Consider the following 25,174-nt stretch of genomic DNA (forward strand, 5'->3'; position numbering starts at 1 on the left):
TTTTATATCGAAGGGGGTTTTTCTCCTATTCTATAGATTGCTTTAATCTCATCGTTCGAAGTATCTCTAACCATATTAAACCATTTACGACAACCGTGAGCGTGGTTCCATCTTTCATATTGAACACCTTTAATATTTTTTCTCATAAATAAATATTCTGCCCATTCATCATCACTAAGTTCTGTCGGTTGTTTAGGTCTTTCTATATGGGCTTCACCACCAGCTTTAAATTCTTGCTGATCTCTCTCACCACAATATGGACAATTAATAACAAACATTAGTGAGCAACTGCTGCAGCACCATGTTCATCAACAAGGTCTCCACTTACAAATCTATTTAAATTAAATGCTGTATTAAGTTTATGTGGCTCATCATTAGCAATGGTGTGTGCAAACAAATCTCCTGATCCAGGTGTAGCTTTAAAACCTCCTGTACCCCAACCACAATTAAAATAGAGTCCTTTGATAGAAGTTTTACTTAATATTGGACTTGCATCAGGACATATATCCACAATTCCTCCCCACTGTCTTAACATTCTCATACGACTAAAAATTGGATACAATTCTAAAATAGCATTTAGAGTACCTTCAACTATTTGATGACTTCCTTTTTGAGTATATGAAACATAATCATCTGTTCCAGCGCCAATAACTAATTCGCCTTTATCAGATTGACTTACATAAGCGTGTACAGCATTTGACATAACAACTGTATCAATAATTGGTTTCACCGGTTCTGACACAAGTGCTTGAAGAGGTTTGCTTTCTAGAGGAAGTCTTATTCCAGCCATATTAGCTATCACACTTGAGTGTCCGGCTGCTACAACTCCAATTTTTTTTGTTTTAATAAATCCTTTTGTTGTTTCTATACCTTCAACACTATCACCATTTCTTTTTATACCTTTTACTTCACAATTTTGAATTATATCAACACCCATTTCATCAGCACCTCTAGCATAACCCCAGGCAACAGCATCATGTCTTGCTGTACCAGCTCTTCTTTGTAATGTACCACCAAGTACAGGATATCTTATATCTTGAGATGTATTTATAATTGGACAAAACTTTTTAACTTCTTCTGTACTTAAATAAACGGCATCAATACCATTTAGTCTATTTGCGTGTGTTCTTCTTTTTAAATCTCTTACATCTTGCAAATTGTGAGCAAGATTCATTACACCTCTTTGACTAAACATTACATTGTAGTTTAACTCTTGAGATAATCCTTCCCAAATTTTTAACGCATGATCATAAAGTCCAGCACTAGCGTCCCATAAATAATTCGATCTAATAATTGTAGTGTTACGTCCAGTGTTTCCTCCACCAATCCATCCTTTTTCAACAACTGCAATATTTTTCAAATTGTGTTTTTTTGCTAAATAGTATGCTGTCGCTAAACCATGACCACCCCCACCAACTATGACAGCATCATACTCTTTTTTTGGAGTAGGGTCTTTCCATGCTCTTTGCCAATTCTCATGATATGAAAGAGCGTTTTTGATTAATGAAAATACTGAGTATTTATTTCCCATAATAATTGAATAATTACTTTATAAATATTGAATTTTCAATAAAATCACTTATTACACAATGTCATACGGAGAGATGGGTGAGAGGCTGAAACCAGTCGTTTGCTAAATGACCGTGCGAGGAAACTTGTACCGAGGGTTCGAATCCCTCTCTCTCCGCCACTAATATAAAGGCTGATCTTTAAAAAAATCTTTCATTACTATTGGATTTTGTTCCATCATATATCTGTAAACATTATAATTTTCCAATACACGCTGAACATAGTTTCTAGTTTCTCTAAATTTAATTAGCTCAACCCAATCAACATAATTTATCTGTTTTTTTTGTGGATCCTTATTTAATTTTTTCCAATATTTGACTCTATTTGGACCAGCATTGTATGCAGCTATTGCAAATGGGTAAGCACCATCATATTGCTGAATTAAACCGGCAATATAATGAGATCCCAAATTTATATTGTACTCTGGATCAGTTGTTAATCGAGATTTTGCATAAGGAAGCTTTGCTTGTTTAGCAACTAATTTTGCTGTGTAAGGCATTAATTGCATTAAACCTTTTGCACCTGCATGACTATTTGCTTTTAAATCAAATTCACTTTCTTGTCTTATAATTGATAAAATTAATGCACTTTCAGGAATCTTTCTTCCATTAATGTATTTAGGTGTGCTTATTAACGGATAATTGTATTTGTTATGAAATCTTTTTTGATAAGAGGCAATTTTTGATACTTGTATAGCAAAATCATATCTACTGATAGTGGTAGCAAGTTCAGCAGCTAAAAGTTCACTGCCTTCAGAAACGTTATCATTAGCAAGATGTCTTAAGATAAATTTTGTATACTTGTCTTTATCTAACTCATGTAAAAGATGTGTGATTTTTACTAATTCTTTATTAAAAAAAGCTTTTCTATATTCATCTTCAACCAACATTGTTTTATCAAGTTCAAATTTTCCATTAGGATTAATTTTTAAAAATGCTAGTTGTCCATAATATGTAGTTAAATATTTTGTAGCCTCTTTATACCATTTTTCCGATTGATCCTTATTTTTTAGTTTTTCATATGATCTACCTAACCAATATGCGCCCCTAGAAACACTTATTGGATAATTAACATTATCAAAAAAGTTTTTAAAATGATCTTTAGCAAGAAGTGGATCATTTAAAAAACTTAGTGCTATCCAACCACTCATCCATTCTGCCTCTGCAAATTCAGACCCTTCAGACATTCCGTGATTGCTACTAATTTTATAAGCTAGTTCATATTGTTTTTTGTAAATTAACTTTCGAGAAATGATTTCTCTTTCTTTCCACCATTTGTCAGGTCTAACTAAATAATCTTTATCATTTCTTATCTTGAGCAAAATTTCAGTAGAAGACTCCAATCGTCCCTTTTTTCTCCTCCACTTTAAACGATCATAGTTTAATCCAGCATCATTTTTAAATTTGTTTGGAACATTTTTGATTGCTTGATCTACTCCGTATCCCTTGGTCATCAAAATATGTCTTGCAGTATAGAGCAATTCATAGTCTTTAGGTAAATATCTGATTAATCTTTTTAAATCCCAATGATCACTATTCCATGCAAGATGATCAGCTCTTTTTATATAGTCATTTGCATCAAGATATTTTTTATATTTTTTTCTGAAAAACCTTAACTCACTTTTTGATAAATCTGCGGAAATCCATCCATTTTTAATTAGAGCAATACCTTTTGCTTTATCTCCTGATAAAATATGACTTTCACCTAAAATCATCTTACCATATCCACTTAAAGGTTCATTTTTTGAAAACCAATTGATGATTTTTCTTGGAGAAACTTTTTCCGTAGAAAGTTTATGCTCAGCCAAATATCTCAATCTATCTATTCTTGGATAATCTGAATTTTCCTCGATAAAGACTTGGTAATCAAAAAATGACTCTTGATTACCTGTTGTTAATAAATGTCTCCACTTTATAAAATTATATATAGATCTATCTTTAGCTTTTTTTGAGATGTTAATTGCAGATTTCCACTGACCTTTTTGCATTTCGCCAATAGCTTTTTTTGCAATCCCAAAATCTTTTTTATTATAAAATTTAGAAATTTTTACTGTTCCTGAATTGATTAACCCGCTTATAACTGGCTTTTTTTTAGGTAAAAGAAAACTAAGTTTAGTTTCTTTTTTAGTTACCTTTTTCTCAACTTTAACTTTTGACGGTTTTTTTAGAGGTTTGATTGTATTTAATATTATTTTTTTGTTTAATTCTTCAGAGGTTAGCGATGGTTTTTTTAAAGGAACAATCTGTGCCCAACTGAAATTAAAGCTAATCAAGGAAGTTATTATTAAAAATAATAATTTTTTAATCATAATCTTTTGGTATATGAATCTTTAAACTATGTTATAAGTATTTATGTTCAAAGGATCAAATGTTGCTTTAATTACGCCGTTTAAAAACAATCTCTTAGATGAGGAGGCGTATATTAAATTAATACATTTTCATATTGAAAATGGAACTAGTGGGCTTGTACCTGCTGGTACAACAGGAGAATCCCCAACATTAAGTCATGATGAACATCAAAAAGTAATTGATCTCTGCATAAAAGAAAGTAATGGAAAAATTCCAGTTATAGCTGGAACAGGTTCAAATTCTACTGAGGAAGCTATTTCTTTAACTTCACACGCTGAAAAGGTAGGTGCAAATGGTGCTCTAATCGTAACACCTTATTATAATAAACCTACTCAAGAAGGTTTGTACCAGCATTATAAAGCTATAAACGACAAATGCGGGATACCAATAATAATTTACAATATACCAGGTAGATCAGTTATTGATATGAATGTTGATACAATGGCAAGACTGTTCGAGTTAAAAAATATAGTTGGTGTAAAAGATGCCACTGGAGATTTGGATAGGGTTGATCAACAGTTATCAAAAATGGGTAAAGAATTTGTTCAATTGACTGGTAATGATGACAATGCGCTAGAATTTAATAAAAGAGGTGGAGTAGGTGCAATAAGTGTAACAGCAAACATAGCACCAAAACTTTGTTCAGATTTTCAAAAATTCTCTAAATCTGAAAATGATATTGGTGAAGCTGAAAAATTAGATAAAATTTTACAGCCAATTCATCATTCAATGTTTGTTGAAAGTAATCCTAGTCCAGTAAAATATGCAGCTAAATTATTAAATCTATGCGAAGATGATGTTAGATTACCTCTGGTAAAAGTTACCGAACAAACCAAGGAAATTGTTAAAAAGTCTCTTCAGTCAGCAAAATTGATTTAATGAACAAAAAAACCAATTCTGGTTTAAAAATAATTTGTTTAAATAGGAAAGCTAGTTTTAATTATTTTTTTGAGGATATTTTAGAAGCAGGAATTGTTCTTAAAGGTTCTGAAATTAAATCAGTAAGAGATGGAAAAGTTAATATAGCAGACTCTTATGCAGTTGAAAAAAATGGAGAAATAATTTTAATTAATTCTCATATTTCACCTTACAAACAAGCAAGTTATTCCAATCATAACCCAACCGATGAAAGAAAGTTGCTACTAAATAAAAGAGAAATAAACAAATTGATTGGAAAAATGCAAAGAGATGGCTTTACTATTGTTCCAACAAAAATGTATTTTAAAAAAGGAAAGGCCAAAATTGAATTAGCAGTTGCTAAAGGAAAGAAGCAATACGATAAAAGAGCAACAAAAAAGAGCAGAGACTGGAACCGTGAAAAGGCAAGATATATCAGAAAATCAAGCTAAAATTGTTTACTTAGGTATTGGCTCTAATTTGGGTGATAGAAAAAAAAATATAGAAATTGCAAAATCTCATTTAAGCGAAAATAATTTGGATTTTTTATCTATCTCAAGTTTTTATGAAACACCTTCTTGGCCGGACCCCAAAAAACCTAAATTTTTAAATGTAGTTATCAAGGCAAAGTTTTGTTTTGATCCAGAAAGTCTCCTTAAAATATGTAAGAAAATTGAAATTTTATTAGGAAGAAAAAAAGGTAAAAAAAATGATCCACGTATTTGTGATATTGACATTATTGATTTTAATAAAAAGGTTTTAAAAGTAAAAAACAAATTAACTTTGCCTCATAAACTTATGCATAAAAGAAATTTTGTACTCATCCCTTTTTTTGAAATTCAAAAAGAATGGCATCATCCAATTATTAAAAAAGATCTTAAAAGCTTGATTTCTTCACTCTCTGAAGCAGACATTAGGTCTATTAAACAAATTTAAATTAATGTTATAATAGGGTTATGCTAAATTCTAATGAACTAATTAATAAAGTTAAAAATTATAATAAATTTTTAAATCCTGAAAAATTAGATAAAGCTTATAATTTTGCTGTAAAGGCCCATAAGAGTCAAAAGAGAGCTTCCGGTGATCCTTACTCTGTACATCCAATTGAAGTTGCAAATATTTTAACAGAGTTAAAATTAGACAGTGCTACAATTGCCACTGGGTTATTGCATGACACTATTGAAGATACCTTTGCAACTTATGAAACATTAAAAGCTGAATTTGGTGATGAGGTTGCTGACTTAGTAGATGGTGTCACTAAAATATCTGTTTTTGAAAATACAGCTGGATCAAATTCTAAAGTAGAAAATTTTAGAAAATTAATTTTAGCAACATCTAAAGATATCAGAGTTTTGTTAGTAAAAATTGCAGACAGATTGCACAACATGAGAACGATTAAAGCAATTACTAAAGTGGAAAAAAGACAAAGGATTGCTCAAGAAACAATGGAAATTTATGCTCCATTGGCAGACAGAATGGGTATGCACAGAATACGTGATGAGCTTGAAGATTTATCGTTTGAAATTTTAAATTACGATGCAAGAAAATTAATAAAAAAAAAACTTGATGAAATAAAATTAGATAGAAAAGATATTTTTGAAGAACAATCATATGAACTCAGTGAAATATTGAATGATCACGAAATTAATGCTGAAATTTATGGAAGAGAAAAAACTCCATTTTCAATATGGAGAAAAGTTCAAAAAAAAAGAGTTTCATTAGAGCAGATAACAGACATCATTGGCTTTAGAATTATATTAGATACTATTGATGACTGTTATAAAACTCTTGGTATATTTCATAAGAAATGGAACTGTATTCCTGGTAAATTTAAAGACTACATTTCTTCGCCCAAAATAAATGGATATAAGTCAATTCATACTTCAGTTATTGGTTCAAATAAAAAGCCTATAGAGATTCAAATTAGAACTAAAGAAATGCATGACTTTGCACAAAGAGGTGTTGCATCGCATTGGCAATATAAATCTTCTGAAAAATTTAATTCATTAAGTTGGAAAGAGTATGATTGGTTAAAAGATTTAGTGGAGATTATCGAAAAAAATGAAAATCCTGAGGATTCTTATGAATATACAAAGCTTCAAATGTTTCAGGAAAATGTTTTTTGCTTCACACCAAAAGGATCTGTAATTAAATTACCAAAAGATGCAACAGCAATTGATTTTGCTTATGCTGTTCACACTAAAATTGGTAATTCTGCAATTGGTTGTGAAGTAAATGGAAATAACTGTGAATTGCAAACAATATTAAGAAATGGTGATAGGGTTAACATTCTCACATCTAAAAATAGTTCACCATCTTTGCATTGGATACCTTCTACCAAAACAGGTAAAGCAAGAGCTGCTGTTAGAAGATATTGGCATGATAAAGGTGAACAAAAAGAGGAAAAAACAAAAAAATATAACACTACACTTTGGATTTCATTGCCTGATAAACCTGGTCAACTTGGCGATATAAGTTCTTTAATTGGAAGTCATAAACTTAACATTTCTAATTTAGAGATGGCGGGTAAAAATCCAAACTATATTAATTTTAAATTTAGATTAATAATCAGAAATCTTAAGAATTTTACAAATTTTATTGCAGAGCTAAAGCAAAAAGGTATAAAATTTAAGATAATTAGACACGAAGAAAAAAGAAATGCTTTCACTCAAAAAATCCTTAAATATTTTAAAAAAGACTGATGCGTTATTAGAAGGACATTTTGTTTTATCCTCAGGACTACACTCTCCAAAGTATATTCAATGTGCTAAACTTTTAAGCTTTCCTTATTTAGCTGAAAAAATTTGCAAATCACTAGCAAATAAAATTAAAAAAAATTTTAAAAAAATAGATTTAATACTCGCTCCTGCTATGGGTGGTGTAATAATAGGTTATGAAATTGGTAAAATTTTAAAAAAAGAAACAATTTTTTGTGAAAGGGTGAATGGAAAATTTACTCTCAGAAGAGGTTTTAGTATAAAAAAAGGAGCAAGAGTTTTAATTATAGAAGATGTGATTACGACAGGTAAATCTAGTTTGGAATGCGTAAAACTTATTAAAAAATCAAATGCAAGACTTGTTGGATTTGCTTCTATAATTGACAGATCAACAAAAAAATCTCTGAAAATAAAAAATAAAATTGTTTCTCATTTAAAAATAGATGTGCCTAGCTACAACCTTAAAAATATACCTAAATCTCTAAAATCAATTCCCATTACCACTCCAGGAAGTAGATTTATTAAGTGAAAAGACTAGGTGTAAATATAGATCATATTGCAACACTGCGTAATGCACGTGGTGAAAAACATCCTAATCCAGTTTTTGCAGCAAAAAAAGTTATAAAATTGGGTGCAGACTCCGTAACTATTCATTTGAGAGAAGATAGAAGACACATAAATGATTTAGATACTAAAGAGATTTGTGCTTTGAATAAAGTGTTAGTGAATCTTGAAGTCTCAATGAATAGTGAAATAATTAAAAAAGCTTTAAGATATAAACCAAATTACATTTGCATTGTTCCAGAAAACAGAAAAGAAATAACCACAGAAGGTGGTTTAAATCTAAAAGATAATTATAAAAAATTAAAAGAAATAATTTTTAAATTTAAAAAGTCAAATATTAGAACTAGTTTATTTATCAATCCCAACTTAAATGATATTAAACTTTCAAAAAAATTAAATGTGGATTGTGTTGAAATTCACACTGGAAAACTAGCTAATTATGTTAAATCGCATAAAAATTTTTCAAGCGAATTAAATAGAATTAAAAAAAGCTCAAAACTTGCATGTAAGCTAGACATAAAAGTACATGCAGGTCATGGTTTAGATTACAAGACGACTAAAATTTTAACAAAAATTAAAGAAATCGAGGAATTCAACATAGGACATTTTATTATTGGAGAGTCGATATTTTATGGTCTACCCAAAGTAATTAAAGATTTTAAAAAAATTATTAAAAATTAATGAAAATTTTAGGTATTGGAGTTGATATAATTGAAAATAAAAGAATTAAAGAAGCTATAAAAAATAAATCTTTTATTAATCGAGTTTATAGTGTGAGAGAACAAAGACAATCAAACTTAATAAAGAATAAAGTGGCCTTTTTTTCAAAAAGATTTGCAGCAAAAGAAGCATTTGCAAAAGCTTTGGGTACCGGATTTAGAATGAAATTGAACTTTAAAGATATAGAAGTAGTTAACGATAAAATGGGTAAACCAAATTATGTTGCAAATAAAAAAATCACCAAAATGATCCAAAACAAATTTAAAATTAAAAAATATAATTGTTTTCTATCCATTTCTGATGAAAAAAAATATTCAACAGCATTTACTATTATTCAATCATAATGAAACTAGATAAAAACTTCTTTGCAGAAAATATAAAAACTTTATTTTACGCTTTGATAATTGCAGTAATCATTAGATCACTTTTAGTGCAACCTTTTTATATACCTTCTTCTTCAATGGAACCCACATTACTTGTAGGTGACAGATTATTTGTTACGAAATATTCATATGGATATAGTAAACATTCTTTTCCTTTTAGTCCGCCAATACTTAGTAAAAGAATAATGTTTAAAAGTCCTGAAAGAGGGGATGTAATTGTATTTAAAACACCAGCTGACAATAAAACAGATTATATAAAACGTTTAATTGGGCTGCCAGGAGATAAAATCCAGTTTATTGATGCCAATCTATATTTAAATAGTAGTGAAATACTTAAATCTAAAATCCCACTTAAAACAAAAATTTATTGTGGTGACACAACAATTGATGTCTTAAAGTTTGAGGAAAAATTACCTAATGGTAAAAAATTTCATACAGTTTATTTAAAAAATTATACTTATCAAAATTCCGATGTTTTTACAGTTCCAGATGATCATTATTTCTTTTTAGGTGATAATAGGGATTGCTCTAAAGATAGCAGATTTCTTTCAAGTGTTGGTTATGTTCATAAAGATAACTTAGTTGGTAAGGCTCAATTTATTTTTTTTTCATCTGATAAAAAAATAGGAAGTTTTATTGAATTTTGGAAATGGCATAAATCTATAAGATTTAAAAGAACCTTTAATGTTATTAATTAATGAAAATAAAGTATCAAGAACTTGAAAAAAAAATAAATATAGTTTTTAAAAATAAAAATTTATTAGACCAATCTCTTACTCATAAAAGTTTTAATTCCTCTAAAAATAATGAGAAAATTGAATTTTTAGGTGATCGTGTACTAGGACTGGTCATGGCTAAAAAATTATTAGAAATTTATCCGAACGAAAAAGAGGGAATACTTGATAAGAAATTTGCTTCACTTGTTAATAAAAAATCTTGTCTTGAAATTGCAAAATCTATTAATTTAGAAAAATATATAAAAACTTTTAATCCAAGAAATAAAAAAATAAAAATTGAAGATAAAATTATTGCAGATAGTTGCGAAGCTTTAATAGGAGCAATTTATCTTGATAAAGGTTTTAATATTGTTGAAAAATTTATTTTAAAGCAGTGGGAAGAAAAAATTAGCGATAGCATTGTTACCGAAATTGACGCCAAAACAAAGTTACAAGAACAAACATTAAAAAAATTTAAAAGTCTTCCTAAGTATAAATTAATCTCAAACACTGGACCAAGACACAAACCTATATTTAAAGTAGGAGTAAAATTACCAAATACAAAATACTTTATTGGCGTTGGTAATTCCAAAAAAAATGCTGAGCAAAGTGCTGCTACAGAGTGTTTAAAAAGTTTCAATAAATAATATGAATTGGTCTGATGAAGGTTTTTTGTTAAGTAAAAATAGATATAACGAAAACTCCTTGATTGTAGAAATTTTCACCAAAGAAAAAGGTAAAGTATCAGGCATTATATTTGGTGGAACATCAAAAAAAATAAAAAATTATCTTCAAATAGGAAATAAATTGCATGTTAATTATAATTCAAAAAATGAAAATAGGATTGGCTATTTTAAAGTTGAAATTTTAAATGCTTACAGCCCTTTTTATTTTGATGATAGACAAAAATTATCATGCTTAACTTCAGCAATGAATTTGATTAAAATTTTAACAGCAGACGCACAATCCAATGAAAAAGTTTTTTTCATAATTCAAAATTTCTTTTTAATTTTACAAGATAAAAATTGGTTAAAAAAATATATTTTTTGGGAATTAGAATTGCTAAAAATATTAGGTTATGATTTAGAATTAGAAAACTTAGTAGAGAAAGATACCGAAAATAACGAAACTGTTTACTATGTTTCATCATCAAATGAAAAAAAATATGTTCCAAACTTTCTTATTGAAAAAGACAAAGATGTTGAAGATATTAAAATTTTATTAAAAGGTTTGAAGTTAGTTAATGATTATCTAGATAAAACAATTTTAAAACCAAACAATATTAATTTTCCAAATAATAGATTGTTATTTCTTAATACTTTAAGGTGATTACTCTATTATTTTGTCAATTCGATCAGCGTAATAACTTACAATCGCATTTGCACCAGCTCTTTTGAAAGCCACTAAACTTTCATACACTGCATCTTTACTTACAAGGTTTTTATTAATAGCATTTTCTATTAGACTATACTCACCAGATACTTGATACGCAAAAACTGGAATTTTGAATTTTTCTTTAATTGATTTAATTATATCTAAATATGGCATTCCTGGTTTAACCATAACCATATCAGCTCCTTCTTTTATATCTAAAGCAACTTCTCTTAATGATTCATTAGAGTTTCTAAAATCCATTTGATATGTTTTTTTGTCTCCTTTTAATGAACTCTTTGACCCCACAGCATCCCTAAAGGGACCATAAAAGCTGGATGCATATTTTGCTGCATAAGATAAAATCTGAACTTCTTGAAAATTGTTTTGATCGATAGCTTTTCTAATTTTACCAATCCTTCCATCCATCATATCTGATGGAGCTAAAACATCACAACCCATTTCGGCTTGAAGTAAAGATTGGTTTATTAAAACTTGGATTGTTTCATCATTCAAAATTTTATCAAATTTGATTAATCCGTCATGTCCATGAGAGGTATAAGGATCCAGTGCAACATCACACATAATTCCAATTTGATTTTTATATTTTTTTTTAATCATTCTTGATGCTCTACAAACAAGATTATTTTCATTGAGTGCTTCTGATCCTAGTTCATTTTTTAATGATTTTTTTGTGTTTGGGAAAAGAGCAACCATTGGAATTCCTTTGCTTATCGCTTTGTCAATAATTTGACTGATTCTATCAACTGAATACCTGTAGACACCAGGCATCGATTTTATTTGTTGTTTTTTATTTACTCCATCAATAAGAAAAATTGGAAGAATAAAATCATTAGGACTTAGGGTATTTTCCTGTATTAGTTTTCTAGTCCAAGAAGATTTTCTGTTTCTTCTTAATCTTAGGTTTGGATATTTTCCCACAATCATGTTTAAATTTACTTTATTAATGCGACAAATGTATTATACAAATAACTCTTAAATTAAGTACAAAACCATTTTTATGAGCATTGATAACACAAAAGTTGTAAACCTAAACCTAAAAAAAGAAGAAAGAATTTTAGATTTTAGTGATTTTCAAAAACAAAACTTGAAATTTGATATAAATAAACTTCAAGAGGCCTATAACCAAATTATTAAGACAAAAAAATTCGAAGATGCTGGGATAACACACTTTGGAGCAATTTCATTAACTCAAATTCCTGGTGATCCTGATTCAATCAAAGGAAATAAAGCTAGAGGTGTTTACTGGACTAAACCTGATAAAACTGGAAAAGAGGTTTCTAGAGATGTTGAAATTGATGAAGCAGCTTATTCTGAATTTATAAAAGATTATGAGAATACTTATTTTAAAGAAGTTTATGATGTTTTATCAAGTAAATATAAATTGGGTAGAGTAAGAATTTTATTAAAAGAACCAAGGTCAACTTTAAGTTGGCATAGAGATCCAGAACCAAGATTACACATTCCAATTGTAACTAATCCTGGATGCTTAATGGTTATAGATAATGTTGCAAAACATATGCCTGCAGATGGTTCTGTCTGGGTGACTAATAACACAAAATATCATAATGCATTTAATGGTGGAGAAGAAAATAGAGTTCACCTTGTTGCTTGTGTGTTAGATTATAAATTCAATTAATTTGAAAAAGATATTTATTTCTTCAGATCACGCAGGTTTTAAACTTAAAGAAGCAATTAAAATTTATTTAGAAAAGAAAAAAATTAATTTCGAAGATCTTGGTACTTCAAATGAGAATAGCGTTGATTACCCAGATTATGCACATAAAGTTGCAAGAAAAGTAAATTCATCTAAAAAAAATATTGGTATTTTGGTATGTGGATCAGGAACCGGAATGAATATTGCGGCAAATAAACATAAAAATGTTAGAGCAGCTCAATGCTTTAATGAAAAATCGACTAAATTATCTAGATTGCATAATGATGCAAATATCATTACATTAGGTTCTAGATTACTAACTAAAAAAAATGCATTAAAATTTATTAGCATTTTTTTAAATACAAAGTTCGAAGGTGGGAGACACTTAAAAAGAGTAAAAAAAATATAGTTAATTATGTCTAGTGAAAAAAGTTATTTAAACGATAGTTATAAGAGTTTCTTTGAGGATGGTTTGTCAAGCAAGGACCCTGAATTATATAAAACTATAAAAGACGAACTCTTAAGACAACAACAACATATAGAATTAATTGCATCAGAAAATATAGTTTCACAAGCAGTTCTTGAAGCTCAAGGATCAGTTTTAACTAATAAGTATGCCGAAGGATATCCTGGAAAAAGATACTATAATGGTTGCGAACATGTAGATGTTGCAGAAAGTCTTGCAATTGAGAGATTAAAAAAATTATTTAATTGTAAATATGCAAATGCACAACCTCACTCTGGAGCTCAAGCAAATGGTGCTGTATTTTTAGCTTTGTTAAATCCTGGAGATACATTTATGGGAATGAGTTTAAATTCAGGTGGACACATAACACACGGATTGAAAATATCTATGTCAGGTAAATGGTTTAACGCAATAGGTTATGACGTTGATAAAGAGTCTGAGCTTATTGATTATGATAATGTTGAAAGACTTGCTTTAGAACACAAGCCTAAATTAATAATAGCAGGCGGCAGCGCTTATTCTAGAGTAATAGATTTTAAAAGATTTAGAGAAATAGCTGATAAGGTAGGAGCCTATTTAATGGTTGATATGGCACATTTCTCAGGACTTGTAGCTGGTAAGGGTTATCCAAATCCATGTGATTATGCTCATGTTGTAACTTCAACTACACACAAAGTTTTTAGAAGTGCAAGAGGTGGAATAATTTTATCTAATGATGAGGAGCTTGGTAAAAAGTTTAACACAGCTGTTTTCCCTGGTTATCAAGGAGGACCTTTGATGCATATTATTGCTGCTAAAGCTGCTGGTTTTCTAGAAGCTCTTCAACCAGAATTTCAAGATTATATAAAATCCGTTTTAGCTAATGCAAAAATCTTAGCTGAAACTTTAAAAAACAATGGGTTTAAAATTTATTCAGATGGAACTGATACCCATTTAATGCTTGTTGACTTAAGACCTTTTAATGTTAAAGGAAATCTTGCAGCGGAAAGTCTATCAAGAGCTAACATAACATGTAATAAAAATGGAATACCATTTGATACAGAGAAACCAATGATTACGTCGGGAATTAGACTGGGCACTCAAGCGGCTACTACACGTGGATTTGGATTAAATGAATTTAAAACTGTAGGTGAATTGATAACAAAAACTATTAAAGGTTTATCTGAAAATCCTGATGATAACAGTAAAGTTGAAAATGAAGTAAGAAATGAAGTTATTAATCTAACCTCATCATTTCCAATATATAAAAATTTATAAATAATGATTTGTCCTTGTGAAAAAAAAGGTGATACATCAGTTGTAGATTCTAGACCAACCGAAGATGGAACTGCAATCAGAAGAAGACGATTATGTATATGTGGTGAAAGATTTACTACCTTTGAAAGAATTCAATTTAGAGAATTAATGGTTGTTAAAAAAAATGGAAGAAAATCTTCTTTTGATAGGGATAAATTATCTAAATCAATCTATATAGCATTAAAAAAGAGACCAATTGATACTGAAACTGCAGAAAAATTTATAAGTAAAATCTCAAGATCATTAGAAGAACTTGGACAAACAGAAATATCAACAAGTACAATTGGAACAATGGTTATGGAAGGATTAAAAGAGCTTGATCCTGTAGCATATGTGCGTTTTGCTTCCGTTTATAGAAATTTTAGAGAAGAAAAAGACTTTGTACAATTCGTGGACAGATTAGATGTCTACAAAAAAAGATAAATTTACCAGTAAAGATAAACAATTCATGCAAATTGCCCTTAATTTGGCAATTGCACGCGAAGGTTTAACTGGTACAAATCCATCTGTTGGATGTGTAATTGTTAAAAATAATAAAATTATATCTATAGGACAGACTTCACTTGATGGAAGACCTCATGCTGAACGAAATGCAATTAAAGACTCTATTGAAAATGTTGCTGGATCAAAGATTTATGTCACATTAGAACCGTGTTGTCATAGAGGAAAAACACCACCTTGTACAAATTTAATAATTAAATCAAAAATATCAGAAGTTATTTATTCAATTTCTGATATTGACGAACGTGTTAGTGGCAAATCTTTTAAAGTTTTAAAATCAAGTAAAATAAAAGTTGGAAAAAATCTTTTAAAAAAAGAAATTAGTCGGTTTTACTATCCTTATTTTTTTAATAGAAAAAATAAAATACCTTTTGTTACAGGTAAAATTGCAGTTTCAAAGAACAGTTTAATTTATAGTAAAGAAAAGCAAAAAATTACTAATATTTATTCTGATAAATTTTCGCATTTTTTAAGATATAAAAATGATACGATATTAATTTCATACAAAACCTTAAATAAAGATAATCCAAAACTTAATTGTAGACTTAAAAACAAAAATAATTTTTCACCTATAAGAGTTATTTTGGATAATAAGCTAAATTCTAATCCAAACTCTTACTTAATAAAATCAGCAACTAAAGTAAAAACAATTATTTTTTATAACAAAGCAATAAAATCAAAAATCTCATTATTTAAATCTAAAAAAGTCTTATTAATCAAATCTAAAATTAATAAAAATAGAGAATTCAAATTAAAAGAGATATTAAAAAAACTTTATTCCTTAGGAAGTAGAAATTTATTGGTTGAAGGTGGAGATAAACTTACAAAATCATTCATAAATGATAAAATTTTTAATAAATTTTATTTGTTTAAAAGTTCGAATAATTTATCTAAAAATACAGAATTTGTTAAATTTAACAGTTTAAATACTTTAAAATCAAAATATAGATATAAGTCAAAACTAAATCTGAAATTAAAAAAAGATAAAATAGATTTATATAAAAATTATGTTTAACGGAATTATATATAACCAAGGTACTGTCAAAAGAATTACCAAAAGACCAAAAGGTATTAATATATTTGTTAAAAGCAACTTAAAGGTTTCATCAAAAGATATGGGATTATCAGTTGCATGTGACGGGGTATGTCTCACATTAATTTCGTATAAGTCAAAAATAATGGAGTTTTATTTATCTAATGAAACTTTAGTTAGGTCCAAATTTAAATTTCTCAAAACAAATGATGTTTTGAACTTAGAGTTACCTTTGAAATATGGAACTAAAATTTCTGGTCATATTTGCCAAGGACATGTTGATACGGTTGGAAAAGTTAATAGTATTAATAAAATAGATAAATCTTATCTTTTTGATTTTGAGATACCAAAAAAGGAAAGAAAACATCTAATAGAGAAGGCGTCAATATGTGTAAATGGTATCTCTCTTACAATTTCAAAAATTACAAAAAAAGGTTTTCAAATTTGGATTATTCCTCACACGTATAAAGAAACTAATTTATCTACTTTAAATAAATCTAGTTTGGTAAATATTGAGATTGATATCTTGTCTAAATATGTAAGAAATTATTTTAATGATAAAAAATAATTTTGCATCAATTGAAACTATTATCAACATTGCCAGAAAAGGCGGGATGTTCATATTGGTTGACGATGAAAAAAGAGAAAATGAAGGCGATTTAGTAATATCGACATCGGATACTAATTCAAAAAATATAAATTTTATGGCTAAGTATGGCAGAGGTTTAATTTGTTTAGCTCTCGATAGTGTTCAGGCTAAAAAATTAAACCTTTCATTAATGTCACCAATTAATCAATCAAGAAATAAAACTGCATTTACAATATCTATTGAAGCAAAAAGAGGAATTACAACAGGAATTTCAGCAAAGGATAGAGCTAAAACAATTAAAGTTGCTTCAAAGAAAAATGCTAACAAAAATGAAATTGTATCTCCAGGTCATGTGTTTCCAATAATAGCAAAAGATGGAGGTGTCCTTGTTAGAGCTGGTCATACAGAAGCTTCAGTTGATATTTCAAAATTGGCAAAAAAAAATAATTCAGCTGTTATTTGTGAAATTATGAATGAAGATGGAACAATGGCCAAAGGTAAGGATTTATTTAATTTTGCCAATAAGCATAAACTTAAAATAGGCAAGATTGAAGATTTGATTGCTTATAGACTTAAAAAAGAAAAATTAATTAAACTAAAAAAACAAAGCTCAATAATTGTAAAAGATCAAAAGTATAATATTCGAATTTATGAAAATTTAATTGATGGTGCAGAACATTTTGCTTTAATTAAAGGAAAAATAAAAATGGGTATTGCCCCAAGGGTAAGAGTAATCTCTTCAAATGTGGTTCAAAATTATTTAATTAATCAACAATTACCAAACTCATTTAACAAAACTTTAAATTATTTTAAAAAATATAACAATTGTGTATTAGTCTTTATTAAAGATTCTAATTTAAAATCTGTAACACAAACTTTGAAAGATTATAAAAATAAAGATTTTTATAAAAAGGGTAATGACAAATTAATAAGAAATTATGGAATTGGTGCTCAAATTATAAAAGATCTTAAAATTAAAAATATGATATTAATCACAAAATCTCCAAAAAAAGTTATTGGTTTAGATGGTTATGGTATAAAAATTACTAAACAAGAATTGATATAATGAAGAAAAAAATTTTGGTTGTTATAGCAGATTATTACAAAGATATTGCAGATGGATTACTTAAAAGTGCTTTAAAATTAATCTCAAAAAAAAATAATATAAAAGTTATTAACGTTCCAGGAGCTTTTGAAATCCCAGTGACTATTTCAAGAAATATAAATAAGTATGATGCTTTTTTAGCTTTAGGCTGTGTGATTAAAGGTCAAACTCCTCACTTTGATTTTATTTCTCAAGCAGCAACAAATGGTATTATGGAATTATCAATTTTAAGTAAAAAACCAATTGGGAATGGAATAATTACTTGCTTGAATATGTCTCAAGCAAAAGCCAGAAAAAAAAAGGGTGCGGAAGCAGCTGAAGCAGTAATTTCTGTTTTATCTCAAAAATGAGAACACATTTTAATCCAAAAAATAATCCTAGGGTTATAATAATTCAAAAACTCTATGGTAAATTTTATAACGAAGACGATGAACTACAGTTTCCAAAACACAGATTTAAAAAATTTATTAAAGATATTGTACTTGGAACTATTGAAAGAAATGATCTAATTATAGATGAATTAAAAAACAAATTAGGTGAAGAATTTGTCTTTGAAAATTTAGATAAGGTTTTTCAAACTATTTTAAAAGCTGCTACATATGAATTAATGTACAAACCTAATTTATCCTTAAACATCATTATTAAAGAGTATTTGAATTCATCAAATTATTTCTTAGAAAATTCACAAACTAAGTATCTAAATGCTTTGCTCGATAATGTTGGAAAAAAATTAAGAACAAATGCATGAATTTGAACTTATAAACAATTATTTTTCTAATATTTCTAAAAAAAATAAAGCAGCTTTAAATTTAAACGATGATGTTTTTTTTGATAAAAAAAAAGGATTAGTTATTTCAGTAGATACATACAACATAGGTACACATTTTATTGATTTTAAAAGACCAGATTTAGTTATTAAAAAGATTTTAAGATCTTCAATTTCTGATTTAATTTGTAAAGGAGTAGAGCCAAAATATTATTTTATTGCTGGATCAGGGAACAAAAAAAATTTTACAAAAAATAATCTTAAAAAAATATCCAATTCTTTAAGGGAAGAGCAGAAAAAATATGATTTATTACTAGGAGGAGGGGATACAACTTTTTCTAATAAACTTAGCTTTACAATAACTTCAGTTGGATATTCAAAAAAAATAATCTATAGAAATCAATCTAATGTAAATAATGATATATATGTTACAGGAAATTTAGGTGATAGTTTTATTGGACTTCAAGTTTTAAAAAATAAAATTAAGTTGAATAAATCTAAAGAGAAGTATTTTATTAATAAATATTATATGCCCGATATCCAAAATAAGTTTTCTAAAAATTTACTTTCTTTAGCATCTAGTTCTATGGATATATCTGATGGTTTAATCGCAGACTTGAATAAATTAATAAACAAGCAAAATGTTTCTTATAAAATTTATGAGAAATTTATTCCTGTATCAAAAAATCTTAACAACCTAATCAATAGTAAAAATTTAAAAAAAATTGATCTAGTTTCTAATGGAGATGATTATCAAATTTTGTTTACTGCTAAACCTAAAAATGCCAGAATCATAAATAAATTAGGTAAATCTCTTGATATAAAAATTTCTAAAATAGGAACTATTTTATCTGGTAAAAATAAGTCTTTAATTTTAGATCAAAAAGGTAGAGAAATCGCCAATAATGCGGATGGTTATATCCACCAATTTTGAAGTTAATTATTGTCTTTTTTGACTTTTTTTGTATTGTCCGGGCTTAAAAAATTAACAACCAACAACTAAGGGTTATATGAGCGCAACTGTCGAAACTATTTTATTATACACAATCGGAGCAGGTTTTTTATCTATCGTTTATGGGTTTTTAACCGGAAAAAACATTTTAAATTCAAGTGCAGGAAATGCAAAAATGCAAGATATTGCATCAGCTATTCAAATCGGAGCAAAAGCTTATCTAGCAAGACAATATAAAACAATTGCAATTGTTGGTGCAGCTGTTCTTGTAATTGTTAGTATTGCGTTTAGCCCATTAGTTGGTCTTGGTTATTTAATAGGTGCAGCATTATCTGGTATTGCAGGATATGTCGGCATGTTAGTTTCTGTAGAAGCTAATGTTAGAACTGCTGAAGCTTCAAGAAAAGGTCTAGCTCAAGGTCTTTCAGTGGCTTTTAAATCTGGTGCTGTAACTGGTATGTTAGTTGCTGGTTTAGCATTGTTAGCAATAGCAGTTTATTATTTTTTATTATTGAAATTTGATGTAGATGAAAGAGAAATAGTGAATGCTCTAGTTGCTTTAGGGTTTGGTGCTTCTTTAATTTCAATTTTTGCGAGATTAGGTGGAGGTATTTTTACTAAGGGTGCAGATGTTGGAGCTGACCTTGTTGGTAAAGTTGAGGCTGGAATTCCTGAAGATGATCCAAGAAATCCAGCAGTAATTGCTGATAACGTTGGAGATAACGTTGGTGACTGTGCTGGAATGGCAGCAGATTTATTTGAAACATATGCTGTTACTATTGTTGCAACTATGGTTTTATCATCAATTTTCTTTGTAGGTGATCTTAATATGATGATCTACCCTCTTACAATCGGTGCTGCTTGTTTGTTAACATCTATTATAGGTACATTCTTTGTTAAACTTGGAAAAGATAATAATGTGATGAACGCATTGTACAAAGGATTTATTGTATCTGCTGTTGCATCGTTAGCTATTCTTTGGCCTGTAACTGATCATGTAATTGGTTTTACAAATGAATACACTGTTAATGGAAATACATTTAATGGAATGGATTTATATTACTGTGGAGTTATTGGTTTAGTTATTACTGGTTTATTAATCTGGATTACAGAATATTACACAGGAACAAGTTACAGACCTGTTAAATCAGTAGCTTTATCGTCAACAACCGGTCATGGAACTAATGTTATTCAAGGTTTAGCTGTATCGATGGAAGCAACAGCAATACCTGCATTAATCATTGTTGCTGGTATCTTAATTACAAATTCTATTGCTGGCCTATTTGGTATAGCAATTGCTGTTACAACAATGTTAGCGTTAGCTGGAATGGTTGTTGCGTTAGATGCTTATGGTCCAGTTACTGATAATGCTGGAGGAATAGCTGAAATGTCTAACTTGGACAAAAAAGTTAGAAAAACTACTGATGCACTTGATGCTGTTGGTAATACTACTAAAGCTGTTACAAAAGGATATGCAATTGGTTCTGCTGGTTTAGGGGCACTAGTTTTATTTGCAGCGTACACAGAGGATATTAAACATTTTTCTAAAGAAGCAGGATCACCACTTGAGGGAATAGTTGTAACTTTTGATTTATCAAATCCTTATGTTGTTGTTGGTTTATTAATTGGTGGAATGTTACCTTATTTATTTGGTTCTATGGGTATGCAAGCTGTTGGTAGAGCAGGTGGTGCAGTAGTAGTAGAAGTTAGAAGACAGTTTAAAAAATTCCCAGGCATTATGAAAAGAAAACAAAAACCTGATTATGCTAAATTAGTTGACTTGTTGACTGTTGCAGCAATTAAAGAAATGATAATTCCATCATTGTTACCAGTATTATCACCTGTAGTTTTGTATTTTATAATTCTATCAATAGGTGGTCAGGTTGCAGCTTTAGCTGCAGTTGGGGCTATGCTTTTAGGAGTAATTATAACTGGTTTGTTTGTTGCTGTTTCTATGACTGCCGGAGGTGGAGCATGGGACAATGCTAAGAAATATATAGAAGATGGAAATCATGGTGGAAAAGGTTCAGAGGCACATAAAGCTGCCGTAACTGGAGATACTGTAGGAGATCCATATAAAGACACTGCCGGCCCAGCTGTTAATCCAATGATTAAAATTACAAATATTGTAGCTTTATTGTTGTTGGCTGTTATCGCTGCCTAATCTCTTTTCTTTTTTTGGCCCTCTGTCCAAGAGGGTCATTAATTTTTTGTCTCATACTAGACATAAAATCATATATAAAAGATTTTTTTCTAAATCCAGTTTTTGTTGTTGCCTCAACAATTTTTATATTTTGCATATCGTCTTTATTATAAAATTCTTTATTTTTAAGAATCCCATATTTATCAATTTCTAAAACCAACACATCGTTTTTAAATATTTTCATTCTACCTAAATTTTTTATTTTTGATTGTGTTTGTTTTCTCTCTATATAAATCCATATATCGTTATCAAATTTACTTGTTGTTGAAGGATTTCCCAAAATTTTTTTAATATCATTTTTATTAGTTTTATTTACAATTAGAACTGTTTGTTTTTTCTCCAAGAAAGGCACTCCATGATGTTTAACAACAGGTTTGAAAGTACAATTTGAAAGTATTAAAAATAATAAAAATATGTATAATTTATTCATGAGTGGTCATTATGTACATATTTATAACAATTTAATTAATTTCACTAGAAATAAAGATTTATATAAAGATTTAAATAGACAAGACAGTTTTTCTGATAGATTAACTTTATTTTTGCTTCATTTTTCATTTTTTCTTAAAAACTATAAAAATGAGGAAAATAAAAAAGTTTTACAAGAAATTTATGATTTCAACTTTAGACAGTTAGAATTGAGCATTAGAGAAATAGGATATGGGGACCAATCTATAAACAAAAAAATGAAAGACTATATTAATTTGTTTCACTCCATGGTTTCCGAGATACATTTTTGGGACGATTTACCGAAATCAGATAAAATTGAAAAATTATCAATATTTTTAGAAGATTTTAATAATATTGATGATTTACTTGATTATTTTGATGAATTTAACTTAAATTTATCAAAAAAAACTTTGAATTATTATTTAAAAAGTGTAAGTAACCCATAATTATGGCTGTACCAAAACGAAAACAAACCCCTTCTAGAACTGGAATGAGAAGGGCACAAACAATGAAATTTTCAACTAAAAATATAGTTGAGGATAAAAAATCAGGTGAATATAGGCTTTCTCATCATCTAGATTTAAAAACTGGTATGTATAAGGGTAGACAAGTTTTAGACCCAAAAGAATAGTATAATAATCTTAATGTCCGAAAAAATTAAAATTGCAGTTGATGCAATGGGAGGTGACGGTTCACCAAAAAAAGTAATTGATGGTATTGTTTATAACCATCAATCAAATAAAAACATTTTTTACAAAATATATGGAGATAAAAATAAAATTTCTCCATTAATTGAAAATAAAATTAATAAAGAGTTCTATGAAATTTTCCATACAGAGAATGCAATTAAAAGTACGGACAGTCCTTTAGAAGGTGCAAAAAGAGGGAAAGACACTAGTATGTGGCTTGCTATTCAAAGCGTTAAAGAAAAGCAGGCTGATATAGTAATATCTGCTGGCAATACTGGCGCTCTATTAGTTGTATCAAAATTAAATCTTAAAATGATTGAAAATATAGATAAACCAGCTCTATCTGCGCTTTGGCCAAATAAAAAAGGTATGAGTGTTGTATTAGATCTCGGAGCTAATATTGAGTGTAGTTCAAAAAATTTAAGTGATTTTTCATCTATGGGAGCTGCTCTTTATAATTCATTATACCCAGATGTAATAGCCAATGTTGCTTTATTGAATATTGGTTCAGAAGAATTAAAGGGTAATGAAGTAATAAAAGAAACATATCAAATTCTTAATGACAAAAAATCTGAAAATTTTAATTTCTCAGGATACATCGAGGGTAATCACATTATGGATGGTGAAGTTGATGTAATTGTATCAGATGGATTTACAGGAAATGTAGCATTAAAAACAGCTGAGGGAACTGCAAATTTTATTACAAGTGAATTAAAAAAAGCAATGACTGGAAATTGGATAGGAAAACTATCTTCTCTTCTAAACATTTCAAATTTAAAAAAATTTAAAAAAAGATTAGATCCGAGACTGTATAATGGTGCAATTTTTATAGGTTTAAACTCTCCGGTAGTAAAAAGCCATGGTGGTACCGACTACGTTGGCTTTGCTAACTCATTAGATGTTTGTCATAGAATTGTTAAAGGTAATTTGATAGAAAAGATTAAACAGAATCTTTAAATGAGAATAAATTTAACTAAAAAAGATTTAGTTAATTTAGTGTATATGCAACTAGGTTTTTCTAAACAGATTTCGGAAAACTTAATTGATGATTTTTTATCCACGATTGTTTCTAACATTAAATCAGAGAAAAAACTTAAATTATCTAAATTTGGGACTTTTTCCATTAGACAAAAAAAAAGTAGAATTGGCAGAAACCCAAAAACTAAGGAAACTAAAGTAATATCTAGTAGGGATGTTGTTTTATTTAAACCTTCAAAAGAATTTAAAGAGTATATAAATCTAAAAGATTATGAATAAAGCTGAACAGGCTTATAAAACTATTGGTGAAGTTGCTAAAATTTTAGACTTAAAAGTCAATAAGAAGGGTGCTTTGCCTACACACATAATAAGATTTTGGGAAACACAGTTTAAACAAATCAAGCCAAAAATTCTTAATTCCAATAGAAGATATTATGATGAAAAGAATATTGATCTTCTTAAGAAGATTAAATATTTGCTTAAAGATCAAGGAATGACAATTAATGGAGTCAAAAAGATCCTTGATAATGAATATACTTTAAAGCTTGACGAAATGGCAGATAAATCTATAAAAGCTGAAAAATTAAAAAATAAGTTAACTAAAATATCAAATATTTTAAAAACACTAAAATAAATGGCAAAAAAAACACACGTAAAAGTTAGAATGGTACCTGAAGCTAAACCAGATAGTCCTTACTTTTATTATGTAAAAAAACCAGCAGGTGGCGAAAAAGCTAAAGTAAAATTATCTGCAAAAAAATATAATCCAGATACAAGAAAACACGAAATGTTTGTGGAGAAAAAGCTTCCACCACACAGTAAATAAACTATTTTTTTTTAAAATTTCTTCTTTCGTAATCAATATAAGACCAAATCATATTTTTCCAAATACGATTAGTTATTTTTGGATCTATGCCTTGTTTTAAGGATTTTGCTTTAATTTTTTTTAAAATAAAATTAATTCTTTTCTTATCTACGATTTCTTTTTTAAATTCTTTAAGCTTTAAAACTTCCTCAACTAGCTTTGTTCTATATTTTATAAGTGATAACAGTTTATTATCTAATTTATCTAGCTTAACTCTTATTAAATCTAGTTTTTTTTTATTATTTGGCGACATTTAATTTATTGGAATACTTAATAATTATTATATTTATCTGAGCATGTACAGTGAGAATAATCATT

The 25,174-nt window shown here is 28.4% G+C and carries 33 protein-coding genes and 1 tRNA gene; 28 read left to right on the forward strand and 6 right to left on the reverse strand.

The window, feature by feature from the left end:
- Nucleotides 1-2 precede the first annotated feature (2 nt).
- Together ACTTA8_RS02390 and ACTTA8_RS02395 are read right to left on the reverse strand one after the other, a co-directional pair.
- Nucleotides 3-278: a sarcosine oxidase subunit delta gene (locus ACTTA8_RS02390; RefSeq protein ID WP_440654109.1), complete on the reverse strand. Its 276-nt coding sequence runs from the start codon at nucleotides 276-278 to the stop codon at nucleotides 3-5.
- Entirely contained in the window at nucleotides 278-1,531 is a 1,254-nt protein-coding gene (locus ACTTA8_RS02395) for a sarcosine oxidase subunit beta family protein (RefSeq protein WP_440654110.1), read from the reverse strand. The genes ACTTA8_RS02390 and ACTTA8_RS02395 overlap by 1 nt, the downstream gene beginning before the upstream one ends.
- Before the next feature lie 67 nt (nucleotides 1,532-1,598).
- On the opposite strand from ACTTA8_RS02395, the gene ACTTA8_RS02400 reads away from it, so the two are divergent.
- Nucleotides 1,599-1,690 (forward strand) — tRNA-Ser (locus ACTTA8_RS02400).
- Here ACTTA8_RS02400 and ACTTA8_RS02405 read toward each other — a convergent pair.
- Nucleotides 1,691-3,877, reverse strand: a complete 2,187-nt coding sequence (locus ACTTA8_RS02405; protein WP_440654111.1) for a lytic transglycosylase domain-containing protein — start codon at nucleotides 3,875-3,877, stop codon at nucleotides 1,691-1,693.
- Between the two features lie 43 nt (nucleotides 3,878-3,920).
- Here ACTTA8_RS02405 and dapA point away from each other — a divergent pair, with 43 nt between their 5' ends.
- Genes dapA through recO form a run of 10 tightly spaced genes read left to right on the forward strand, consistent with a single transcriptional unit; the run spans nucleotide 3,921 to nucleotide 11,243 of the window.
- A complete protein-coding gene (gene dapA, locus ACTTA8_RS02410; RefSeq protein ID WP_440654113.1) occupies nucleotides 3,921-4,796 on the forward strand; it encodes a 4-hydroxy-tetrahydrodipicolinate synthase in 876 nt (291 codons plus the stop codon).
- A complete protein-coding gene (smpB, locus tag ACTTA8_RS02415; protein WP_075506759.1) occupies nucleotides 4,796-5,266 on the forward strand; it encodes an SsrA-binding protein SmpB in 471 nt (156 codons plus the stop codon). Before dapA ends, smpB begins: the two co-directional genes overlap by 1 nt.
- Nucleotides 5,232-5,750, forward strand: coding sequence for a 2-amino-4-hydroxy-6-hydroxymethyldihydropteridine diphosphokinase (gene folK, locus ACTTA8_RS02420; RefSeq protein ID WP_440634578.1), 519 nt, complete (start codon nucleotides 5,232-5,234; stop codon nucleotides 5,748-5,750). The genes smpB and folK overlap by 35 nt, the downstream gene beginning before the upstream one ends.
- 20 nt (nucleotides 5,751-5,770) lie before the next feature.
- Nucleotides 5,771-7,516 carry a RelA/SpoT family protein gene (locus ACTTA8_RS02425; protein ID WP_440654115.1) on the forward strand — a complete coding sequence of 582 codons (1,746 nt, stop codon included), beginning with the start codon at nucleotides 5,771-5,773 and terminating at the stop codon, nucleotides 7,514-7,516.
- Entirely contained in the window at nucleotides 7,473-8,060 is a 588-nt protein-coding gene (gene pyrE / locus ACTTA8_RS02430) for an orotate phosphoribosyltransferase (protein WP_075506756.1), read from the forward strand. Before ACTTA8_RS02425 ends, pyrE begins: the two co-directional genes overlap by 44 nt.
- On the forward strand, nucleotides 8,057-8,776 hold the full coding sequence (locus ACTTA8_RS02435) for a pyridoxine 5'-phosphate synthase (RefSeq protein ID WP_440654116.1): 720 nt from the start codon (nucleotides 8,057-8,059) through the stop codon (nucleotides 8,774-8,776). Before pyrE ends, ACTTA8_RS02435 begins: the two co-directional genes overlap by 4 nt.
- Complete coding sequence (acpS, locus tag ACTTA8_RS02440) at nucleotides 8,776-9,159, forward strand: holo-ACP synthase (RefSeq protein WP_440654118.1); 384 nt, start codon at nucleotides 8,776-8,778, stop codon at nucleotides 9,157-9,159. The genes ACTTA8_RS02435 and acpS overlap by 1 nt, the downstream gene beginning before the upstream one ends.
- Nucleotides 9,159-9,896: a signal peptidase I gene (gene lepB / locus ACTTA8_RS02445; protein ID WP_440654120.1), complete on the forward strand. Its 738-nt coding sequence runs from the start codon at nucleotides 9,159-9,161 to the stop codon at nucleotides 9,894-9,896. The genes acpS and lepB overlap by 1 nt, the downstream gene beginning before the upstream one ends.
- On the forward strand, nucleotides 9,896-10,561 hold the full coding sequence (gene rnc / locus ACTTA8_RS02450; protein ID WP_440654122.1) for a ribonuclease III: 666 nt from the start codon (nucleotides 9,896-9,898) through the stop codon (nucleotides 10,559-10,561). The genes lepB and rnc overlap by 1 nt, the downstream gene beginning before the upstream one ends.
- A gap of 1 nt (nucleotide 10,562) precedes the next feature.
- A complete protein-coding gene (recO, locus tag ACTTA8_RS02455) occupies nucleotides 10,563-11,243 on the forward strand; it encodes a DNA repair protein RecO (RefSeq protein ID WP_440654124.1) in 681 nt (226 codons plus the stop codon).
- On the opposite strand, the gene hemB is transcribed toward recO, so the two are convergent.
- Nucleotides 11,244-12,233 carry a porphobilinogen synthase gene (gene hemB / locus ACTTA8_RS02460; RefSeq protein WP_440654125.1) on the reverse strand — a complete coding sequence of 330 codons (990 nt, stop codon included), beginning with the start codon at nucleotides 12,231-12,233 and terminating at the stop codon, nucleotides 11,244-11,246.
- A 73-nt stretch (nucleotides 12,234-12,306) separates the two neighbouring features.
- Between hemB and ACTTA8_RS02465 the strand changes: the two genes are divergently transcribed.
- From ACTTA8_RS02465 to ACTTA8_RS02515, 11 genes are all read left to right on the forward strand, one after another.
- The gene (locus ACTTA8_RS02465) at nucleotides 12,307-12,945 is read left to right on the forward strand and encodes an aspartyl/asparaginyl beta-hydroxylase domain-containing protein (protein ID WP_262589157.1); all 639 of its coding nucleotides are present in this window, start codon (nucleotides 12,307-12,309) and stop codon (nucleotides 12,943-12,945) included.
- Nucleotide 12,946: 1 nt separating this feature from the next.
- Nucleotides 12,947-13,372, forward strand: coding sequence for a ribose 5-phosphate isomerase B (gene rpiB / locus ACTTA8_RS02470; protein WP_440654127.1), 426 nt, complete (start codon nucleotides 12,947-12,949; stop codon nucleotides 13,370-13,372).
- A gap of 6 nt (nucleotides 13,373-13,378) precedes the next feature.
- A complete protein-coding gene (glyA, locus tag ACTTA8_RS02475; protein WP_440654128.1) occupies nucleotides 13,379-14,686 on the forward strand; it encodes a serine hydroxymethyltransferase in 1,308 nt (435 codons plus the stop codon).
- A gap of 3 nt (nucleotides 14,687-14,689) precedes the next feature.
- A complete protein-coding gene (gene nrdR / locus ACTTA8_RS02480) occupies nucleotides 14,690-15,148 on the forward strand; it encodes a transcriptional regulator NrdR (protein ID WP_075506746.1) in 459 nt (152 codons plus the stop codon).
- Nucleotides 15,129-16,241: a bifunctional diaminohydroxyphosphoribosylaminopyrimidine deaminase/5-amino-6-(5-phosphoribosylamino)uracil reductase RibD gene (ribD, locus tag ACTTA8_RS02485; protein ID WP_440654129.1), complete on the forward strand. Its 1,113-nt coding sequence runs from the start codon at nucleotides 15,129-15,131 to the stop codon at nucleotides 16,239-16,241. Before nrdR ends, ribD begins: the two co-directional genes overlap by 20 nt.
- Nucleotides 16,234-16,827: a riboflavin synthase gene (locus ACTTA8_RS02490; RefSeq protein WP_440654130.1), complete on the forward strand. Its 594-nt coding sequence runs from the start codon at nucleotides 16,234-16,236 to the stop codon at nucleotides 16,825-16,827. The genes ribD and ACTTA8_RS02490 overlap by 8 nt, the downstream gene beginning before the upstream one ends.
- Nucleotides 16,814-17,914, forward strand: a complete 1,101-nt coding sequence (ribB, locus tag ACTTA8_RS02495; RefSeq protein ID WP_440654132.1) for a 3,4-dihydroxy-2-butanone-4-phosphate synthase — start codon at nucleotides 16,814-16,816, stop codon at nucleotides 17,912-17,914. The genes ACTTA8_RS02490 and ribB overlap by 14 nt, the downstream gene beginning before the upstream one ends.
- Nucleotides 17,914-18,303, forward strand: a complete 390-nt coding sequence (gene ribH, locus ACTTA8_RS02500) for a 6,7-dimethyl-8-ribityllumazine synthase (protein ID WP_440654133.1) — start codon at nucleotides 17,914-17,916, stop codon at nucleotides 18,301-18,303. The genes ribB and ribH overlap by 1 nt, the downstream gene beginning before the upstream one ends.
- Nucleotides 18,300-18,701, forward strand: coding sequence for a transcription antitermination factor NusB (locus ACTTA8_RS02505; RefSeq protein WP_428080061.1), 402 nt, complete (start codon nucleotides 18,300-18,302; stop codon nucleotides 18,699-18,701). The genes ribH and ACTTA8_RS02505 overlap by 4 nt, the downstream gene beginning before the upstream one ends.
- Nucleotides 18,694-19,653 (forward strand): thiamine-phosphate kinase, encoded by a 960-nt coding sequence (gene thiL / locus ACTTA8_RS02510; protein ID WP_440654135.1) that lies wholly within the window; start codon nucleotides 18,694-18,696, stop codon nucleotides 19,651-19,653. Before ACTTA8_RS02505 ends, thiL begins: the two co-directional genes overlap by 8 nt.
- Nucleotides 19,654-19,729: 76 nt before the next feature.
- Nucleotides 19,730-21,835, forward strand: a complete 2,106-nt coding sequence (locus ACTTA8_RS02515) for a sodium-translocating pyrophosphatase (protein ID WP_440654136.1) — start codon at nucleotides 19,730-19,732, stop codon at nucleotides 21,833-21,835.
- On the opposite strand, the gene bamE is transcribed toward ACTTA8_RS02515, so the two are convergent.
- Nucleotides 21,822-22,304, reverse strand: a complete 483-nt coding sequence (gene bamE / locus ACTTA8_RS02520) for an outer membrane protein assembly factor BamE domain-containing protein (protein ID WP_440654137.1) — start codon at nucleotides 22,302-22,304, stop codon at nucleotides 21,822-21,824. The two genes, ACTTA8_RS02515 and bamE, sit on opposite strands and share 14 nt — an antisense overlap.
- Between bamE and ACTTA8_RS02525 the strand changes: the two genes are divergently transcribed.
- Genes ACTTA8_RS02525 through ACTTA8_RS02550 form a run of 6 tightly spaced genes read left to right on the forward strand, consistent with a single transcriptional unit; the run spans nucleotide 22,303 to nucleotide 24,817 of the window.
- Nucleotides 22,303-22,770, forward strand: a complete 468-nt coding sequence (locus ACTTA8_RS02525) for a ubiquinol-cytochrome C chaperone family protein (RefSeq protein WP_440654139.1) — start codon at nucleotides 22,303-22,305, stop codon at nucleotides 22,768-22,770. The genes bamE and ACTTA8_RS02525 overlap by 2 nt on opposite strands.
- Nucleotides 22,771-22,772: 2 nt before the next feature.
- The gene (rpmF, locus tag ACTTA8_RS02530; RefSeq protein WP_023853776.1) at nucleotides 22,773-22,955 is read left to right on the forward strand and encodes a 50S ribosomal protein L32; all 183 of its coding nucleotides are present in this window, start codon (nucleotides 22,773-22,775) and stop codon (nucleotides 22,953-22,955) included.
- A 13-nt stretch (nucleotides 22,956-22,968) separates the two neighbouring features.
- Complete coding sequence (gene plsX, locus ACTTA8_RS02535) at nucleotides 22,969-23,970, forward strand: phosphate acyltransferase PlsX (RefSeq protein ID WP_440654140.1); 1,002 nt, start codon at nucleotides 22,969-22,971, stop codon at nucleotides 23,968-23,970.
- The gene (locus tag ACTTA8_RS02540) at nucleotides 23,971-24,270 is read left to right on the forward strand and encodes an HU family DNA-binding protein (RefSeq protein WP_440654141.1); all 300 of its coding nucleotides are present in this window, start codon (nucleotides 23,971-23,973) and stop codon (nucleotides 24,268-24,270) included.
- A complete protein-coding gene (locus ACTTA8_RS02545) occupies nucleotides 24,263-24,625 on the forward strand; it encodes a MerR family transcriptional regulator (RefSeq protein WP_440654143.1) in 363 nt (120 codons plus the stop codon). The genes ACTTA8_RS02540 and ACTTA8_RS02545 overlap by 8 nt, the downstream gene beginning before the upstream one ends.
- Entirely contained in the window at nucleotides 24,626-24,817 is a 192-nt protein-coding gene (locus tag ACTTA8_RS02550) for a 50S ribosomal protein L33 (protein ID WP_023853780.1), read from the forward strand.
- Between the two features lies 1 nt (nucleotide 24,818).
- On the opposite strand, the gene ACTTA8_RS02555 is transcribed toward ACTTA8_RS02550, so the two are convergent.
- Complete coding sequence (locus ACTTA8_RS02555) at nucleotides 24,819-25,109, reverse strand: chorismate mutase (protein WP_075506733.1); 291 nt, start codon at nucleotides 25,107-25,109, stop codon at nucleotides 24,819-24,821.
- Nucleotides 25,110-25,174 lie beyond the last annotated feature (65 nt).

The sequence above is a fragment of the Candidatus Pelagibacter sp. HIMB1506 genome, assembly GCF_052047935.1.
Classification (GTDB): domain Bacteria; phylum Pseudomonadota; class Alphaproteobacteria; order Pelagibacterales; family Pelagibacteraceae; genus Pelagibacter.

Excerpts from the sequence above, each read along its gene's own strand:
- ribH (WP_440654133.1), top strand. The coding sequence starts at position 17,914 with ATGAAGAAAAAAATTTTGGTTGTTATAGCAGATTATTACAAAGATATT.
- nrdR (WP_075506746.1), top strand. The coding sequence starts at position 14,690 with ATGATTTGTCCTTGTGAAAAAAAAGGTGATACATCAGTTGTAGATTCT.
- ACTTA8_RS02390 (WP_440654109.1), bottom strand. The coding sequence starts at position 278 with ATGTTTGTTATTAATTGTCCATATTGTGGTGAGAGAGATCAGCAAGAA.
- ACTTA8_RS02505 (WP_428080061.1), top strand. The coding sequence starts at position 18,300 with ATGAGAACACATTTTAATCCAAAAAATAATCCTAGGGTTATAATAATT.
- rpmF (WP_023853776.1), top strand. The coding sequence starts at position 22,773 with ATGGCTGTACCAAAACGAAAACAAACCCCTTCTAGAACTGGAATGAGA.
- plsX (WP_440654140.1), top strand. The coding sequence starts at position 22,969 with ATGTCCGAAAAAATTAAAATTGCAGTTGATGCAATGGGAGGTGACGGT.
- ACTTA8_RS02490 (WP_440654130.1), top strand. The coding sequence starts at position 16,234 with ATGTTTAACGGAATTATATATAACCAAGGTACTGTCAAAAGAATTACC.
- rnc (WP_440654122.1), top strand. The coding sequence starts at position 9,896 with ATGAAAATAAAGTATCAAGAACTTGAAAAAAAAATAAATATAGTTTTT.
- pyrE (WP_075506756.1), top strand. The coding sequence starts at position 7,473 with ATGCTTTCACTCAAAAAATCCTTAAATATTTTAAAAAAGACTGATGCG.
- ACTTA8_RS02395 (WP_440654110.1), bottom strand. The coding sequence starts at position 1,531 with ATGGGAAATAAATACTCAGTATTTTCATTAATCAAAAACGCTCTTTCA.
- glyA (WP_440654128.1), top strand. The coding sequence starts at position 13,379 with ATGTCTAGTGAAAAAAGTTATTTAAACGATAGTTATAAGAGTTTCTTT.
- recO (WP_440654124.1), top strand. The coding sequence starts at position 10,563 with ATGAATTGGTCTGATGAAGGTTTTTTGTTAAGTAAAAATAGATATAAC.
- thiL (WP_440654135.1), top strand. The coding sequence starts at position 18,694 with ATGCATGAATTTGAACTTATAAACAATTATTTTTCTAATATTTCTAAA.
- lepB (WP_440654120.1), top strand. The coding sequence starts at position 9,159 with ATGAAACTAGATAAAAACTTCTTTGCAGAAAATATAAAAACTTTATTT.
- acpS (WP_440654118.1), top strand. The coding sequence starts at position 8,776 with ATGAAAATTTTAGGTATTGGAGTTGATATAATTGAAAATAAAAGAATT.
- ACTTA8_RS02405 (WP_440654111.1), bottom strand. The coding sequence starts at position 3,877 with ATGATTAAAAAATTATTATTTTTAATAATAACTTCCTTGATTAGCTTT.
- ACTTA8_RS02545 (WP_440654143.1), top strand. The coding sequence starts at position 24,263 with ATGAATAAAGCTGAACAGGCTTATAAAACTATTGGTGAAGTTGCTAAA.
- ribB (WP_440654132.1), top strand. The coding sequence starts at position 16,814 with ATGATAAAAAATAATTTTGCATCAATTGAAACTATTATCAACATTGCC.
- ACTTA8_RS02425 (WP_440654115.1), top strand. The coding sequence starts at position 5,771 with ATGCTAAATTCTAATGAACTAATTAATAAAGTTAAAAATTATAATAAA.
- ribD (WP_440654129.1), top strand. The coding sequence starts at position 15,129 with ATGTCTACAAAAAAAGATAAATTTACCAGTAAAGATAAACAATTCATG.
- ACTTA8_RS02525 (WP_440654139.1), top strand. The coding sequence starts at position 22,303 with ATGAGTGGTCATTATGTACATATTTATAACAATTTAATTAATTTCACT.
- hemB (WP_440654125.1), bottom strand. The coding sequence starts at position 12,233 with ATGATTGTGGGAAAATATCCAAACCTAAGATTAAGAAGAAACAGAAAA.
- ACTTA8_RS02465 (WP_262589157.1), top strand. The coding sequence starts at position 12,307 with ATGAGCATTGATAACACAAAAGTTGTAAACCTAAACCTAAAAAAAGAA.
- dapA (WP_440654113.1), top strand. The coding sequence starts at position 3,921 with ATGTTCAAAGGATCAAATGTTGCTTTAATTACGCCGTTTAAAAACAAT.
- bamE (WP_440654137.1), bottom strand. The coding sequence starts at position 22,304 with ATGAATAAATTATACATATTTTTATTATTTTTAATACTTTCAAATTGT.
- ACTTA8_RS02515 (WP_440654136.1), top strand. The coding sequence starts at position 19,730 with ATGAGCGCAACTGTCGAAACTATTTTATTATACACAATCGGAGCAGGT.
- ACTTA8_RS02540 (WP_440654141.1), top strand. The coding sequence starts at position 23,971 with ATGAGAATAAATTTAACTAAAAAAGATTTAGTTAATTTAGTGTATATG.
- smpB (WP_075506759.1), top strand. The coding sequence starts at position 4,796 with ATGAACAAAAAAACCAATTCTGGTTTAAAAATAATTTGTTTAAATAGG.
- ACTTA8_RS02555 (WP_075506733.1), bottom strand. The coding sequence starts at position 25,109 with ATGTCGCCAAATAATAAAAAAAAACTAGATTTAATAAGAGTTAAGCTA.
- ACTTA8_RS02550 (WP_023853780.1), top strand. The coding sequence starts at position 24,626 with ATGGCAAAAAAAACACACGTAAAAGTTAGAATGGTACCTGAAGCTAAA.